General features: G+C 64.6%; 13 protein-coding genes. 6 read left to right on the forward strand and 7 right to left on the reverse strand.

Features of this window, described 5'->3' with window-relative positions:
- Position 1 precedes the first annotated feature (1 nt).
- The 5 genes from IVA91_RS27540 to hpaR all read right to left on the reverse strand — a co-directional run bounded on the left by IVA91_RS27540 (position 2) and on the right by hpaR (position 7,731).
- On the reverse strand, positions 2 to 3,277 hold the full coding sequence (locus IVA91_RS27540; protein ID WP_247448581.1) for a transglutaminase family protein: 3,276 nt from the start codon (positions 3,275 to 3,277) through the stop codon (positions 2 to 4).
- Between the two features lie 104 nt (positions 3,278 to 3,381).
- A complete protein-coding gene (locus tag IVA91_RS27545) occupies positions 3,382 to 4,905 on the reverse strand; it encodes an altronate dehydratase family protein (RefSeq protein WP_247419323.1) in 1,524 nt (507 codons plus the stop codon).
- Between the two features lie 211 nt (positions 4,906 to 5,116).
- Positions 5,117 to 5,893: an aldolase/citrate lyase family protein gene (locus tag IVA91_RS27550; RefSeq protein WP_247278922.1), complete on the reverse strand. Its 777-nt coding sequence runs from the start codon at positions 5,891 to 5,893 to the stop codon at positions 5,117 to 5,119.
- Positions 5,894 to 6,008: 115 nt separating this feature from the next.
- Positions 6,009 to 7,094, reverse strand: coding sequence for a malate/lactate/ureidoglycolate dehydrogenase (locus IVA91_RS27555; protein ID WP_247278923.1), 1,086 nt, complete (start codon positions 7,092 to 7,094; stop codon positions 6,009 to 6,011).
- 118 nt (positions 7,095 to 7,212) lie between these two features.
- A complete protein-coding gene (gene hpaR / locus IVA91_RS27560) occupies positions 7,213 to 7,731 on the reverse strand; it encodes a homoprotocatechuate degradation operon regulator HpaR (protein ID WP_247278924.1) in 519 nt (172 codons plus the stop codon).
- 111 nt (positions 7,732 to 7,842) lie between these two features.
- Here hpaR and hpaH point away from each other — a divergent pair, with 111 nt between their 5' ends.
- The 6 genes from hpaH to IVA91_RS27590 all read left to right on the forward strand — a co-directional run bounded on the left by hpaH (position 7,843) and on the right by IVA91_RS27590 (position 14,247).
- The gene (gene hpaH / locus IVA91_RS27565; RefSeq protein WP_247278925.1) at positions 7,843 to 8,649 is read left to right on the forward strand and encodes a 2-oxo-hept-4-ene-1,7-dioate hydratase; all 807 of its coding nucleotides are present in this window, start codon (positions 7,843 to 7,845) and stop codon (positions 8,647 to 8,649) included.
- Positions 8,650 to 8,682: 33 nt separating this feature from the next.
- A complete protein-coding gene (locus IVA91_RS27570; RefSeq protein WP_247278926.1) occupies positions 8,683 to 9,081 on the forward strand; it encodes a 5-carboxymethyl-2-hydroxymuconate Delta-isomerase in 399 nt (132 codons plus the stop codon).
- On the forward strand, positions 9,074 to 10,612 hold the full coding sequence (hpaE, locus tag IVA91_RS27575) for a 5-carboxymethyl-2-hydroxymuconate semialdehyde dehydrogenase (RefSeq protein WP_247278927.1): 1,539 nt from the start codon (positions 9,074 to 9,076) through the stop codon (positions 10,610 to 10,612). Before IVA91_RS27570 ends, hpaE begins: the two co-directional genes overlap by 8 nt.
- Before the next feature lie 128 nt (positions 10,613 to 10,740).
- Entirely contained in the window at positions 10,741 to 11,724 is a 984-nt protein-coding gene (gene hpaD / locus IVA91_RS27580) for a 3,4-dihydroxyphenylacetate 2,3-dioxygenase (RefSeq protein ID WP_247278928.1), read from the forward strand.
- On the forward strand, positions 11,724 to 12,593 hold the full coding sequence (locus IVA91_RS27585; protein ID WP_247278929.1) for a fumarylacetoacetate hydrolase family protein: 870 nt from the start codon (positions 11,724 to 11,726) through the stop codon (positions 12,591 to 12,593). Before hpaD ends, IVA91_RS27585 begins: the two co-directional genes overlap by 1 nt.
- A gap of 25 nt (positions 12,594 to 12,618) precedes the next feature.
- On the forward strand, positions 12,619 to 14,247 hold the full coding sequence (locus IVA91_RS27590) for a thiamine pyrophosphate-dependent enzyme (protein ID WP_247278930.1): 1,629 nt from the start codon (positions 12,619 to 12,621) through the stop codon (positions 14,245 to 14,247).
- Positions 14,248 to 14,369: 122 nt separating this feature from the next.
- Here IVA91_RS27590 and alkB read toward each other — a convergent pair whose 3' ends face one another.
- Both alkB and IVA91_RS27600 read right to left on the reverse strand, forming a co-directional pair.
- The gene (gene alkB, locus IVA91_RS27595; RefSeq protein WP_247278931.1) at positions 14,370 to 15,023 is read right to left on the reverse strand and encodes a DNA oxidative demethylase AlkB; all 654 of its coding nucleotides are present in this window, start codon (positions 15,021 to 15,023) and stop codon (positions 14,370 to 14,372) included.
- A 9-nt stretch (positions 15,024 to 15,032) separates the two neighbouring features.
- Positions 15,033 to 15,779 (reverse strand): 2OG-Fe(II) oxygenase, encoded by a 747-nt coding sequence (locus tag IVA91_RS27600; protein ID WP_247278932.1) that lies wholly within the window; start codon positions 15,777 to 15,779, stop codon positions 15,033 to 15,035.
- Between the last annotated feature and the right edge of the window lie 166 nt (positions 15,780 to 15,945).

The following is a 15,945-nucleotide window of genomic DNA, read 5'->3' on the forward strand; positions in this document are numbered from 1 at the left end:
CTCATTGCAGGAGCGGGGTCCGCAAGTCGAGGGTCAGCGGAAACTCATTTGTGCGTTCCTCGGGCGGCGGCTGTATTGGCCCAGGGGTATGGCCGTGGTCCTGGAAGCGCGCCAGCCGCCGCGCCTCGGCTTCATAGGTGTTGACGGGCTTGGTATCGTAGTTGCGTCCGCCGGGATGGGCGACGTGGTAGACGCAGCCGCCCAGCGAGCGGCCGTTCCAGGTGTCGATCAGGTCGAAGGTCAGCGGCGCATGGACCGGAATGGTCGGGTGCAGGCCGGAGGCCGGCTGCCAGGCCTTGAAGCGGACGCCGGCCACGGCTTCCGTCGAGCGGCCGGTCGATGTCATCGGCAGGCGGCGGCCGTTGCAGGTGACAATGTGGCGACCCTCGACGAATCCCTCGGCCTTAACCTGAAGCCGCTCGACCGATGAGTCCACATAGCGCACCGTGCCGCCGGCCGAGCCCTCCTCGCCGAGCACGTGCCAGGGCTCCAGCGCCTGGCGCAGCTCCAGTGTCACGCCGCCATGATGGACCCGGCCGAAGCCGGGGAAGCGGAATTCGAGCTGGGCCAGATACCATTCCGGCTCGAAGGAATAACCGAACTGCTTCAGCTCGGTGAGCACGTCATGAAAATCCTCCCAGATGAAATGCGGCAGCATGTAGCGGTCATGCAGCGCGGTGCCCCAGCGCACGAACTTGCCTGTCAGCGGCTCGCGCCAGAACCTTGCGATCAGCGCGCGGATCAGGAGCTGCTGAGCCAGCGACATGCGCGGATCAGGCGGCATTTCGAGCGCGCGGAATTCGACCAGGCCGAGGCGCCCGGTCGAACCTTCCGGCGAATAGAGCTTGTCGATGCAGATCTCGGCACGGTGGGTGTTGCCGGTGATGTCGACCAGCAGATGCCGGAACAGGCGATCCACCAGCCACAGCGGCGTCTGGGTGCCGGGCGGCGGCACATGCGACAGCGCGACCTCGAGCTCGTAGATGCTGTCGTGGCGCGCCTCGTCGATACGCGGCGCCTGGCTGGTCGGGCCGATGAAGAGGCCGGAGAAGAAATAGGACAGCGACGGATGCCGCTGCCAGTACAGCACGAGGCTCTTCAAGAGATCGGGCCGCCGCAGGAACGGCGAGTCCTGCGGTGACGAGCCGCCGACCACGACGTGATTGCCGCCGCCGGTGCCGGTGTGGCGGCCGTCGATCAGGAAACGGTTGGCGCCGAGACGGATCTTGGCGGCATCCTCATAGAGCCCGACGGTGATGTCGACAGCCTCACGCCAATTCTTTGCCGGCTGGACGTTGACCTCGATTACGCCAGGGTCAGGCGTCACCTTGATGACGTCGATGCGCGGATCGAACGGCGGCGGATAACCCTCGACATGAACCTGGAGCTGCATCTCCTCGGCCGTGGCTTCGAGGGCCGCGACCAGCTCCAGATAATCCTCGATGCGCTCGACCGGCGGCAAGAAGGCGCAGAGCACGCCGTCGCGGACTTCGATCGACATCGCGGTGCGTACCGGCTCCGCTGCGTCGGGACGGTCCGGCGCCAGTCGCGGCGGCGGCGATTGCAGGCGTGGCATGCGCTCGAACACCGGCAGCTTGGTGCGCGGCTCCATCGGATCCTGCTCGACGATATAGGGATAGCGATCGGGCGGAATATATTCGAGCGCGCTGAGCGGCAATCGCAGGCCGAGCGGGGAATCGCCGGGCATCAAGAACAGATGCTTGCGACGCAGCTTCCAGCGCTCGCTGCGCCAGCGCGGCGCGTCCGCGTTCCAGCGCTGCACCGGCAGCACGAAGCCCTTTGGCGTATTCAGCCCCTCGTCGAACACCCGCGCCATTCGGGCGCGCGCTTCCGGATCGGACAGCTTGGAATCCGAGGGATCGACGTTGATCGGAAGCTCCCCCTCCTTCTGCAACCAATAGGCGGGATCTTCATAGGCCGGCATGATGTAGCCGGGATCGAGGCCGAGCCGTGCGACCGTGCCCTCCATGAAGGCCTCGGCGTCCTTGACGTTAGCGCGCCCCGGGTTCTCGATCCTGGCGATGAGATCCGCATTCTTCCAGATCGGCACGCCGTCCTTGCGCCAATACAGGCCAAACGCCCAGCGCGGCAGGGTCTCGCCAGGATACCATTTGCCCTGGCCGAAGTGCAGCAGGCCGCCGGGCGCGAACCGCACGCGCAGGCGGCGGATCAGATCGTCGGCAACGGCGCGCTTGGTCGGACCGACGGCGTCGATGTTCCATTCCGCCGCTTCAAGATCATCGACCGAGACGAAGGTCGGCTCGCCGCCCATGGTGAGCCGCACGTCGTGGGCGGCAAGTTCGCCGTCGACCTGCTCGCCGAGATCGTTGAGCCGCGCCCAGGCTTCGTCAGAGAACGGTTTTGTGATGCGCGGCGCCTCGCGAATGCGCTTCACGCTCATGTCGAATGCGAACTCGACCTCGGCAAAGCCGGCGCCACCGGAGATCGGCGCGGCCGAGCGATAATGCGGTGTTGCGGCAACCGGGATGTGCCCCTCGCCCGCGAGCATGCCGGAGGTCGCGTCGAACCCGATCCAGCCCGCGCCCGGAAGGTAGACCTCGGCCCAGGCGTGCAGATCGGTGAAATCGTTCTCAACCTCCGGCGGCCCCTCGATCGGATCGATGTCGGGACGGATCTGGACGAGATAGCCGGAGACGAAACGGGCGGCGAGCCCGAGATGGCGGAAGGTCTGGATCAAGAGCCAGGCGGAATCGCGGCACGAGCCGGCGCCGGAACTGAGCGTCTCCTCCGGAGACTGCACGCCCGGCTCCATGCGGATGACGTACCGGATCTTCTTCTGGAGCTCGCGATTGAGATCGACCAGGAAGTTGACGGTGTTCGGCGCTTCCTGCGGGATCGCATCGAGATATTGCGCAAACAAGCGATCGGGCTTGATGGTCTCGAGATAGGGCGCAAGCTCCGTCTTCAGGTCCTTCGGATAGTCGAACGGAAAGCTGTCGGCATAAGGCTCGACGAAGAAGTCGAACGGATTGACCACGGTCATCTGCGCCGTAAAATCGACCTCGAATTTCAGCTCGGTCGTCTTCTCCGGGAAGACGTAGCGCGCGAGCCAATTGCCCTGCGGGTCCTGTTGCCAGTTTACGAAATGATTGGATGGCGTGACCTTGAGCGAATAGCTCAGGATCGGCGTGCGAGTATGCGGCGCCGGCCGCAACCGGATGGTCTGCGGGCCGAGATCGATCGGGCGGTCGTATTTGTAGTGCGTGACGTGGTGTAGTGCGACGTAGATCGACACGGGGTGCGGTGCTCCAGCAGCTTTTTTGAGCAGAACACCTGATGTGAGCGCGATCAAGCACTAACAACGTGCAGACCGTGCCTATGGCGCAGGCTGCAGGTTTACTACATCGTCGCCCCTAACACCCACGGCGCGAACTCGGCGCCGCCAAAGTCAAAACTCTCGCTCTTGGTCGGCTGTCCCGAGGCCGTCTTGAGGATGAGATCGAAGATGCGCTGGCCGCACTGCTCGACGCTCTCCTCGCCTTCGAGGATGGTGCCGCAATTGACGTCCATGTCCTCTTCCATGCGCTTGTACATGGGCGTGTTGGTGGCGAGCTTGATCGACGGCGCCGGCTTGCAGCCGAACACACTGCCGCGCCCGGTCGTGAAGCAGACGAGATTGGCGCCGCCTGCGACCTGGCCGGTCGCTGCAACCGGGTCGTAGCCGGGCGTGTCCATAAAGACAAAACCCTTCTTGGTGACGGGCTCGGCGTAGCGCAGCACCTCGACGAGATTGGTGGTGCCGGCCTTCGCCATTGCGCCGAGCGATTTTTCCAGGATGGTGGTGAGGCCGCCGGCCTTGTTGCCGGGGCTTGGATTGGCGTTCATCTCAGCGCCTTCGCGCGCGGTGTATTCGTCCCACCAGCGCATGAGGTCGACCAGCTTCTCGCCGACCTCGCGGCTGACGGCGCGGCGCGTCAGCAGATGCTCGGCGCCATAGGTCTCCGGCGTTTCCGACAGGATCACGGTGCCGCCGTGACGGACGACGAGGTCGCTGGCAGCACCGAGCGCGGGATTGGCTGATACACCGGAATAGCCGTCCGAGCCGCCGCATTGCAGGGCCACGGTGAGCTCGCTTGCCGGCACGGATTCGCGCCTGACCTTGTTGGCATCGGCGAGCGCCTCGCGCACGAAGGCGATGCCCGCCTCCACCGTCTTGCGCGTGCCGCCGACCTCCTGGATGTCCATCGCACGCAGGCGGCCGGCGAGCTTCTGCTCTTCCATCAGGCCGCCGATCTGGTTCACCTCGCAACCGAGGCCGAGCACGATGACGTGAGAGAAATTGACGTGCCGCGCATAGCCACCAAGCGTGCGGCGGAGCAGCGCCAGCGGCTCGTTCTGCGTCATGCCGCAGCCGGTCTTGTGGGTCAGCGCGACCACGCCGTCGACGTTGGGGAAATCGGCCAGCGGGTTGTCGCCGGTGAAGGGATTCTTCTTGAAGACGTCGGCAACGAGACTGGCGACATGCGCGCTGCAATTCACCGAGGTGAGGATGCCGATATAGTTGCGCGTGGCGACGCGGCCGTCCGGACGGCGGATGCCCTCGAAGGTCGCCGGCAGGTCGAAATTCGGCGTCGGCTTGACGTCGGCGCAATAGGCATAGTCCTTGGCGAAATCGCCCATGCCGCAATTCTGCGTGTGGACGTGCTGGCCCGGCGCGATCGGCACCGTGGCAAAGCCGATGATCTGGCCGTAGCGCTTGATTGGCTCTCCCAATGCGATCGGCTTGATCGCGACCTTGTGGCCGGAGGGAATGCGATCGACCGTGATCACGCCGTCGGCGACCATTGTGCCGGGCGGCAGGCTCGCGCGCGCGATCAGCACGCCATCATCGGGATGCAGGCGGATGACGGGGCTAATGGTCATGGGAGGTCTCCTTGGGTCTTCAAAATATCGTGCGCCGGACGCAGCGCAGCGTGAAAGGATGCACTGCTGATCCCGGGCCCATTGTCACGTCAGCCTTGTCACGCCAGCCTTGCGCAGCAACTGGGTCGCGGCTCTGCGGTGCATCGCCATAGCGGTCAAAGACGCGCGTAAACGCGCTTTTGTCGCTGCACCGCGTCCGGGACACGCTAGATCACGCCTTCCCGCCTGATTCCTTGCGGGTCGCATTCACCTGCATCTTGGCGTAGGTCGTCATCAGACCGACCTCGTTCGACAACGTCACCAGCTTGAAGCCCATATTGATGGCGCGCGCTGCGCCTTCGGCGCCGCTGCAATGGATGCCCGGGTTGAGGCCGCGCTTGCCGCACTCCTTGATGATCTTCTCGTAGATCGCGAGGATCTCCGGCTCGCTGCGGTCGAGCTTGGGCTCGAGGCCGTAGGAGAAGCCGAGGTCGGACGGGCCGATATAGACGCCGTCGATGCCCTCGACGTCGAGGATCGCTTCCATGTTCTCGACCGCGGTCCTGGTCTCCATCATCGGCAGCAGCACGATCTCGTCGTTGGCCGTCTTCTGGTAGGAGCCTGCGGTGCCGTACATGCCGGCGCGGATCGGACCGTTGGAGCGCACGCCCTTCGGCGGATATTTCGAATAGGAGACCAGGTTCCGGGCTTCCTGCGGCGTATTGACCATCGGGCAGATCACGCCATAGGCGCCGCCGTCGAGCACCTTGCCGATGATGCCGGGCTCGTTCCAGGGCACGCGGACCATCGGGGTGATCGGATGCTTGTCCATGGCCTGGAAGCACTGGACCATTGACAGATAGTCCTGCACGCCATGCTGCATGTCGACGGTGACGCTGTCGAAGCCGCATTGCGCGACCATCTCGGCCGAGAAGCCAGAGGGTATAGCGAGCCACGCGTTGACCACGGCCTTGCCCGACTTCCAGATTTCCTTGACCTTGTTCGCCACGTTGCCTTCCTTCTTTGTTGTTTGAACCTTCGTCACCATGACGAGCGCCGCGACAGCACAACCCCGCTGTTACCGCGAACTGGATCGCCGCGCTACGCTCGCAATGGCGCAAGACCTATGCGGTCGCCCTCTGGATGCTGACTTCGCTGACGCCGACCTCGCGGGCCGTGTTCACTATTGCCGCCCAGGTGTCATCCGGCAAGGGGATGCCGTTTTTCGTGCGTTCCGCGCGGATTTTCCGCTCGGGATCGCCGGGAATCAGCACCCGATCGACGTCGGCCATCGGCTTGGTGGCGCGTATGAAATCGACATAGCGCGAGACTTCGTCGTCGAAAAGGTTGGAGGTATCGACCACCTTCGGATCGACATAGAACGCCAGCATGCCGTTGGCAAAGCGCCGCCCGCCCGATGTGGCCCCGGTTCCAGTCAGCGCACCGCCCAAGAGCTCGCATATGAAGGCGAGCCCCGATCCCTTGTGCTCGCCGAAGGCACGGATGGCGCCTGTGCCCTTGGTATGATCGCGCGGTCCCGCCGGCGTGTAGGGGCCGTAGAGCACGACTGGGTCCTCGCTCAGGCTGCCGTCGGAATCGACCAGCGCGCCTTTCGGCAGCTTTTTGCCGCCACGGCTTGCGACCAGCACCTTTCCTTCGGCGACGACCGAGGTCGCGAAGTCCAGCACGATCGGATCCTGACCCGCGCGGGGGATGCCGACGCAATATGGCGCAGTCGACAGCCGCTTCTCGACGCCGCCGAACGGCGCAACCAGCAGCGAGCCCGCCGCATTGACGAAGTGCACCGAGATCAGCCCTTCGGCGGCAGCCATCTCGGCCCAGTCGCCGACACGGCCGATATGGCCGGCGTTGCGCAGCGCGACCGCGGCAAGCCCCGCCTTCTTGCACTTGTCGAGGCCGATCCGAACCGCCTGCGGCGTCACGGTCTGGCCGTAGCCGAACTTGCCGTCGACCACCGCGAGCGAGGGCGTGTCCAGCACCACTTCCGCGTTCTGGTTGGGCACGACCGCGCCGGATTTCTGCCAACGGATGTAGACGGGCACGCGGATCACGCCGTGACTGTCATGGCCGGTCAGGTTCGCTGTTGTGAGGTAGGTGGCGATGCGCCTGGCTTCCTCCGGCGAGGACTGCGCATGCGCAAAGACCTCGCTGACGAAGTCGATCAGCCTCTGGACTTGAATGGTGACCATGACGGTCTGCTTACCTCTACCCGCTGCCGATTTTGCAGCGATCGGCTTGGGCGGCACTTTGAGCGAAAAAACGCGGCCATGTCCATGGCTCGCACCGCGCGCTCGCGCATATCAGCTTTCACTCCTCGGCACTTGCCCCCTCGCCGCTGCCGAGCCCTGCGAGACTCTGTTCGAGCTCGCCAAGCATGTCCTGCAACTCGACGAGTTTGCGTGCGCCAAAGCGTCGCGTGATCTCGGCATAGATCGCCTCCGACGTCGGCGCCACGGAGGCCATCAGCTTCACGCCTTCTTTCGAGATCGAGACCATGCTGCGGCGCTGGTCCGCCTTGGCGGTCTTGCGCTCGATCAGATTGCGCGCTTCGAGGTCGCGCAGGATGCGTGACAGGCTCGGCCCGAGCAGGAACGCCGTGCGCGCGAGTTCCGTGACCTCGGCCGCCTCGATGCCGGCCAGCGCGCGCAGGATGCGCCATTGCTGCTCGGTCAAGCCGTGCTCGCGCAGTGAGGGGCGGAATTGCCGCATCACCGCCTCGCGTGCCCGCAGCAGCGACATCGGCAGTGAACGCGAGAAGTCGCGCATCGGCACCTGCCGCGCGGCAGGCGCGTTTTCGCCGGCGGGATCGGCGGGTTTCTTCGTCATGATACCCTTTCAAGCTGCAAAATCTTCGCAATGCAGCAAGCGCGAATTGTGTTTGACGCATTCATTTAACATGTTAAGTATCTCCGGGCACCCCGATTTGTAAGATCACAAATGGCGCTTTCCAACGACGATATCCAAGCTTGCGCGAGGCGTCTGCACCAGGCGGAGAAGACTCGCACGCAGATCCGGCAGCTCTCGCAGGATTTTCCTGGGATCACCATCGCTGACGCCTACGCGATTCAGAAGGCTTGGGTCGACGTCAAGATCGCCGAGGGGCGGATCGTCAAAGGCCACAAGATTGGCCTGACCTCGAAGGCGATGCAGAGCGCGCTCGATATCGACGAGCCGGATTCCGGCGTGCTGCTCGACGACATGTTCTTTGCTGATGGCGGCCCCGTCCCGACGGAGCGCTTCATCGCGACGCGCGTCGAGGCGGAGCTCGCCTTCGTCATGAGCAAGCGCCTTTCAGGACCCGGCTGCACGATGTTCGACGTGCTGAACGCCACCGACTTCGTGGTGCCGGCGCTGGAGATTTTGGACACGCGCATCGAGCGGGTCGATCCGAGGACCAAAGCGACGCGGAAGATTTTCGACACCATCGCCGACAACGCGGCGAATGCCGGCATCGTGCTCGGCGGGCGGCCGATACGGCCGCTGGACGCCGATTTACGCTGGATCGGCGCGCTGTGTTTCCGGAACGGCCAGCTCGAGGAAACCGGACTTGCCGCCGGCGTGCTCAACCATCCCGCAACCGCCGTGGCCTGGCTCGCGAACAAGATCGCACCGCTCGGCCATGCGCTGGAGCCCGGACAGGTCGTGCTCGCCGGCTCCTTCATCCGCCCGATCGAGACCCGCAAGGGCGACACAATTCAGGCCGATTATGGCGCCTACGGCTCGGTGAGCTGCTACTTCGCTTAGACGGACAATAAGAAGACAGGGAGTGAAACCGCGATGCCGCATTTCACCATCGAATATTCCGCCAATCTCGATGGCCGCCTCGACATGGGCCTGGTATGCGAAGTCGTGCGCAAGGCAGCGGTCGAGACCGGCATCTTCCCGCTCGGCGGCATCCGCGTTCGCGCCGTCAGGTGCGAGCATTACGCGATCGCGGACGCGCGGCAGGACTACGGCTTTCTCGACATGGTATTGCGCATCGGCGAGGGCCGCGATCTCAAGACGCGCCAGAAAGCCGGCGAGCACGTATTCCAGGCGCTCTCAAAACATCTCGACCCCGTCTTCGCTGCCAGCAAGTTCGCCTTGTCGTTCGACATGCAGATCAACGACAAGGACACGAGCTGGAAGCGCAACAACATCCACGACGCCCTGAAAGTGGAGGCCGCAAATGGATAAGCCCGCGCCAAAAGCCGACGTGTTCCAGGCCAACCGCGACCGCCTCGCACCGCTGCTGAAAAAGCTCCGCGCGGACGGCATCGGTCACATCATCGACGGCAAGATCGAGCCATCGATCTCTGGCGAGACCTTCGAGACCAAGTCGCCGGTCGATGGCGCGACGCTCGCGAGCGTCGCCCGCGGCAATGCCGAGGACATCGATCGTGCGGCCACTGCTGCCGCGCTGGCCTTCAAATCCTGGCGCGACATGGGCCCGGCTATGCGGCGCAAGCTGCTGCATCGGGTCGCCGACGCGATCGAGGACAATGCCGATGACATCGCGGTGCTCGAATGCATCGACACCGGCCAAGCCTATCGCTTCATGGCCAAGGCCGCCATCCGCGCCGCCGAGAACTTTCGGTTCTTCGCCGACAAATGCGCCGAGGCGCGCGACGGCCTCAACACGCCGAGCGACGAGCACTGGAATGTCTCGACGCGCGTGCCGATCGGCCCGGTCGGCGTGATCACGCCGTGGAACACGCCGTTCATGCTCTCGACCTGGAAGATCGCCCCTGCCCTGGCAGCCGGCTGTACCGTCGTGCACAAGCCGGCCGAGTGGTCGCCGGTGACGGCCTCCATTCTGGCGAAGCTCGTCAAGGAAGCCGGCATTCCCGATGGCGTGCTCAACACCGTGCACGGCTTTGGTGAAGAGGCCGGCAAGGCGTTGACCGAACATCCCGCCATCAAGGCGATCGGCTTCGTCGGCGAGAGTGCGACGGGCTCGGCGATCATGATCCAGGGCGCGCCGACCTTGAAGCGCGTGCATTTCGAGCTCGGCGGCAAGAACCCCGTGATCGTGTTCGATGACGCCGATCTCGACCGCGCGCTCGATGCGGTGGTGTTCATGATCTACTCGCTCAATGGCGAGCGCTGCACCTCCTCCAGCCGCCTGCTGATTCAGCAGAGCATCGCCGAGACATTCGTGGAGAAGCTGACCGCGCGCGTGAAGGCGCTGAAGGTCGGCCACCCCCTCGATCCCGCAACCGAGATCGGGCCGCTGATCCACGAGCGTCACCTCGCAAAGGTTTGCTCTTATTTCGACGTCGCGCGCCAGGACGGCGCGACGATCGCGGTCGGCGGCAAGCCCTGTGACGGCCTCGGCGGCGGACATTACGTCGAGCCGACGCTGGTGACCGGTGCGCATGGCAAGATGCGGGTGGCGCAGGAGGAGGTGTTCGGCCCCTTCCTGACCGTGTTGCCGTTCCGTGACGAGGCGGACGCGATCGAGATCGCCAACGACATTCGCTATGGCCTCACCGGCTATGTCTGGACCAACGACATGGGCCGCGCCCTGCGTGTCGCGGACGCGCTGGAGGCCGGCATGATCTGGCTGAACTCGGAAAACGTCCGCCACCTGCCGACGCCGTTCGGCGGCATGAAGGCCTCAGGCATCGGCCGCGACGGCGGCGACTATTCGTTCGATTTCTACATGGAAACCAAGCACGTCTCGCTGGCGCGGGGCACGCACAAGATTCAGAAGCTGGGAATCTAGGAAAACCGTCGTTTTGGGGCGTGCGAAGCACGAACTATGGTGCGCAATTGCGCACCTGAGAACCTCGAGATTCCGGGTTCGGCTCAACGAGCCGCCCCCCCGGATGACTGATACAAGGGGAAACGCAAATGCCCATACCGCAACACGTCTTCGAGCCGCCGTTCAACATCATTCGCTCCAGCCATGTCGTGCTCGACGTCACCGATCTGAAACTGAGCCGCGAGTTCTACGAGACCATTGTTGGCCTGCATGTCGAGGACGCCGACGACAATGTCGTTTATTTGCGCGGAGCTGAAGAGCATCAGCATCACTCGCTCGTCCTGCGCAAGGCCGCAGCGCCCGCCTGCGCGCGGCTCGGCTTCAAGGTCGGCAACGACAAGGATCTCGACAAGGCGGCCGCATTCCTCTCCGAGAACGGTCTCGCCTACGGCTTCGCGGACCAGCCGTTCCAGGGCCGCACTCTGCAATTCACGGACCCCTTCGGCTTCCAGATCGAGCTCTATGCAGCGATGGACCGCCGGCCACACCTCTTGCGCCGCTACGATCTCTACAGAGGCTGCCACCCGCAGCGGCTCGACCATTTCAACGTCTTCGCCGCCGAGGTGCAGGACACCGTCGATTTCTACGCCCGGCTCGGCTTCCGGCTGACCGAATATGCCGAGGAGGACGGACCGAACGGACGTATCGCCGCAGCCTGGATGCATCGCAAGGGCAACGTCCACGACTTCGCCATCACCAACGGCAAGGGCCCTCGCCTGCACCACTTCGCCTATTGGACGCCGACGGCGATGAACATCATCCATCTCTGCGACGTCATGGCCTCCCAGGGCTTCGTGAAGAACATCGAGCGCGGCCCCGGACGCCACGGCATCTCGAATGCGTTCTTCCTTTATGTGCGCGACCCTGACGGCCACCGGCTCGAGCTCTACACCAGCGATTACTTCACGGGCGATCACGACCACGAGCCGCTGCGCTGGTCGCTGCGCGATCCGCGCCGGCAGACGCTGTGGGGTGCCCCCGCGCCGCGCTCCTGGTTCGAGCAGGGCTCGCCCTTCACTGGCCAGGCCGTGCGCGAGCCGAAATTCGTGGCCGACGTGCTGGTGGCAGACTGATGACACTCCCTCGCCTCGCCACCTATTCCGTCGAGGGGGCAACGCGCTACGGCGCGGCCGTCGATCGCGGCGTGGTCGATCTCTCCGCGCGCCACGCCAAGGATTTTCCGACGCTGCGCGAGGTGATCGCGGCCGGGAAGCTGACGAGCCTTGCCGAGGAAGCCGCAGGCCGCTCGCCGGATCATCCCCTCCGCGAGATCACCTTTCTGCCGCCAGTGCCCGCGCCGGAAAAGATCATCTGCATCGGCGTCAACTATCCCGATCGCAACGCCGAGTACAAGGATGGCCAGGACGCGCCGAAATACCCGAGCATGTTCATGCGGAGCCCACGCTCCTTCGTCGGCCATGGCACGCCGCTGGTGCGGCCGCGCGCCTCCGCACAGCTCGACTATGAAGGCGAGATCGTGCTGGTGATCGGCAAGGAAGGCCGGCACATTGCGGAGAGCGCAGCGCTCGATCACATCGCCGCGCTCACACTCTGCAACGAAGGCTCGGTGCGCGACTGGCTGCGTCATGCCAAGTTCAACGTCACGCAGGGCAAGAACTTTGATTCCAGCGGCAGCCTCGGGCCATGGCTCGTGCCCTATACAACGGAATCCCAGATCGCCGACATTCGCCTCACCACGCATGTCAACGGTGAGCTCAGGCAGGACGATCGCACCAGCCGCTTGATGTTCCCGTTCCGCTACCTCATCAACTATATCTCGACCTTTGCCACCCTCGTCCCCGGCGACATCATCGTCACCGGCACGCCGACCGGCGCCGGCGCGCGGTTCGATCCGCCGCGCTACCTGAGGCCGGGCGATATCGTCGAGGTCGAAGCAGAAGGCATCGGGCTCTTGCGCAACGGCGTCGTCGACGAAGCCTGATCAACCATCGAAGTGGAATAGCACCATGACCACTCTCACCGGCGGCGAAGCGATCGTAAGCGGCCTCGTCGCCCACGGCGTCGACACCGTGTTCGGCCTGCCCGGCGCGCAGGTCTACGGCCTGTTCGATGCCTTCCACCAAGCCCAGCTCAAGGTGATCGGCGCGCGGCACGAGCAGGCCTGCGGCTACATGGCGTTCGGCTATGCGCGCTCCAGCGGCAAGCCCGGCGTGTTCAGCGTGGTGCCTGGCCCCGGCGTGCTCAACGCCAGCGCGGCGTTGCTCACCGCGTTCGGCTGCAACGAGCCGGTGCTCTGCGTCACCGGCCAGGTGCCGACGCCATTTTTGGGCAAGGGTCGCGGCCATCTCCACGAGATGCCGGACCAGCTCGCGACCCTGCGCACTTATGTGAAATGGGCAGACCGTATCGAATATCCCGGCAATGCGCCGACGGTCGTCGCGCGCGCCTTTCAGGAGATGATGTCGGGGCGGCGTGGGCCTGCGTCTGTCGAGATGCCGTGGGACGTCTTCACCCAGCGCGCCGAAACCGCCGCCGCACAGATGCTGGAGCCGCTGCCCGCGCCGCTGCCTGATCCTGACCTGATCAAGCAGGCCGCCGCGCTGATCAAGACCAGCAAGGCGCCGATGATCTTCGTCGGCAGCGGCGCGATCGAGGCGCGCGAGGAGATCCTCGAGCTCGCCGAGATGATCGATGCGCCCGTCGTTGCCTTTCGCAGCGGCCGCGGCATCGTCTCCAATGCGCACGAACTCGGACTCACCATGGCTGCTGCCTATAAGCTGTGGCCGAACACTGATTTGATGATCGCAATCGGCACCCGCGCGGAGCTGCCGGCCTCTGGCTTTCGCTGGCCCTATCAGCCGAAGGGACTGAAATCCATTCGGATCGATATCGATCCGGCCGAGATGCGGCGGCTCGCCTTCGATACCGCCATCGTCGCCGATGCCAAGGCTGGCACGGCCGATCTCGTCACCGCCGTGAAGAAGGCCGGCTATGCGAGAAGCCGCAGCCGGCGGGGAGACATCCGCGAGGCCGCCGCAACCGCGCAACAGGAAATCCAGCGCATCCAGCCGCAGATGGCGTATCTCAACATCCTGCGCGAGGTGCTGCCGGCGAATGCGATCGTGACAGATGAATTGTCGCAGTTCGGCTTCGCCTCCTGGTACGGCTTTCCGGTCTATCAGCCGCGCACCTTCATCACGTCAGGCTATCAGGGCACGCTCGGCTCGGGCTTTCCGACTGCGCTTGGCGCCAAGGTCGCGAACCCTGACAAACCCGTCGTCGCCATCACCGGCGACGGCGGCTTCATGTTCGGCGTGCAGGAGCTCTCGACCGCCGTGCAGTTCAACATCGGCGTGGTGACGCTGGTGTTCAACAACAACGCCTACGGCAATGTCCGCCGCGACCAGCGCGAGCGGTTTGACGGCCGCGTGGTGGCTTCGGATCTCGTCAATCCGGATTTCGTCAAGCTCGCGGAATCCTTCGGCGTTGCCGCTGCGCGCGTCACCGCGCCGGACCAGTTCAAGGCGGCGATGGAGAAGGCGCTCGCCCATGGCGGGCCGTATCTGATCTCGGTGGAAGTGACGCGGGACTCCGAAGTCAGTCCCTGGGCGTTCATTCACCCGCCGAAGCCGTAGTTGTCCTCATGGTGAGGAGGCGCGAAGCGCCGTCTCGAACCACGAGGTCCCCCGCTGCGGCGGCTCGGGCCTCCATCCTTCGAGACGCTTGCTTCGCAAGCTCCTCAGGATGAGGGGATGGACTAGCGTGTTTGTCGAAACGTCAAATTGATTCGCTTCCGGCCGAGCAGAGCATGCTCGCCGTCGGCGAGCGGCGCGACGCCGTGATAAGCGAGCCTGCTAGTCCCGCCCCAGACCACGACGTCACCATGGACGAGGCGGAAGCGGCGCGGCTTGTCGCTGCGCGCCAAGCCACCGAACAGGAAGGTTGCGGGCAGGCCGAGCGAGACCGAGACAATCGGGGCCGAATAGTCGAGCTCGTCCTTGTCCTGATGCAGCGACAGCCGCGTGCCGGGCTCGTAGCGGTTGACGAGGCAGGCATCGGGCGCGAAGTCTTTGAAGCCGCCCTGCTCCGCCGCGCGGCGGGCGAGATCACGGAATACTGCCGGCATCGCCGGCCAATGCTCGCCGTTTCGCGGATCGATTGGATCATAGCGATAGCCGGTGTGATCGGTGATCCAGCCGCGCTCGCCGCAATTGGTCATCGCCACCGACATCTGATAGCCGCCGGGCGTGGTCATGCGCCGAAACGGCGATTGCGCCACGATGGCGCGCACGGCTTCGATCAACTCGCTCTCGATCGGCGTGACGAAGCCGCGCAGCAGCACGGCGCCGTCAGCGATCTCCTCGCGCAATGGCTGCGCCTCGGCGACGCTATCGAACAAATCCGCAGTCAATCGCCTCACTCATTTGGCATCATGAAAGATCACACCCAGCGTGTGGCCCTGGCCGGAGCGAATCCGGCTGACGCCGTGACGCAGGTTAACCCGGTATGTCCCGCGTGTCCCCTGCACCGGGCGGTGATGCACGGCGAAGGCGACGGCGTCGCCCTGCGCCAGCGGCACCACCTCGGCGCGCGACTGCATGCGCGGCCGCTGCTCGGTCAGCACGAATTCGCCGCCGGTGAAGTCGCGCCCCGGCTCTGACAGCAGAATCGCGACCTGGATCGGGAACACATGCTCACCATAGAGATCCTGGTGCAGGCAATTGTAGTCGCCGGCCTCATATTGCAGCAGCAGCGGCGTCGGCCGGCTCTGGCCTGCTTCGTGGCAGCGCTTGAGGAACGCCGCATGCGCGGCGGGATAGCGGATGTCGATCCCCATCGCCTCGTTCCAGCGATTGGCGACGCCCTGAAGCTGCGCATAAAGCACGGGGCGCAATTGCGCAATCAGGTCGGGGAGCGGATAAGAGAAGTACTTGTATTCGCCGCGGCCAAAGCCGTGGCGCCCCATGACGATGCGGCTGCGGAAGTGCGTGTCGTCTGGATAGAGCGCGGCGATGCTACGGCATTGCTCCGGCGTCAGCAGGCCTTTCAGGACAGCGCAACCCTGGGCGTCGAGTTCGGCGGTGATTTGCGGCCAGTCGAGGGCGTTGACCTGGGCGGAAGGGTCAGCGGATGGCTTCTGGGGTGATTTGCGTGCGGTTGCTGTCATGGCCAGGACTTTCGCAAGACTGCCCTACCCGCCGCCACCCGATTCCCGACTATCTCCCCGTCATTGCTGTCGATGTTCAATAATTCGCTGATTGGATCGCGGTGGTCTTGGTAGCGGCGAAGGCCTTGGGAGTTTGTCCTGCCAAGGCCTGATGGGGTCTGTGGTT

It is taken from the genome of Bradyrhizobium sp. 153 (genome assembly GCF_023073835.1).
Taxonomy (GTDB): domain Bacteria; phylum Pseudomonadota; class Alphaproteobacteria; order Rhizobiales; family Xanthobacteraceae; genus Bradyrhizobium.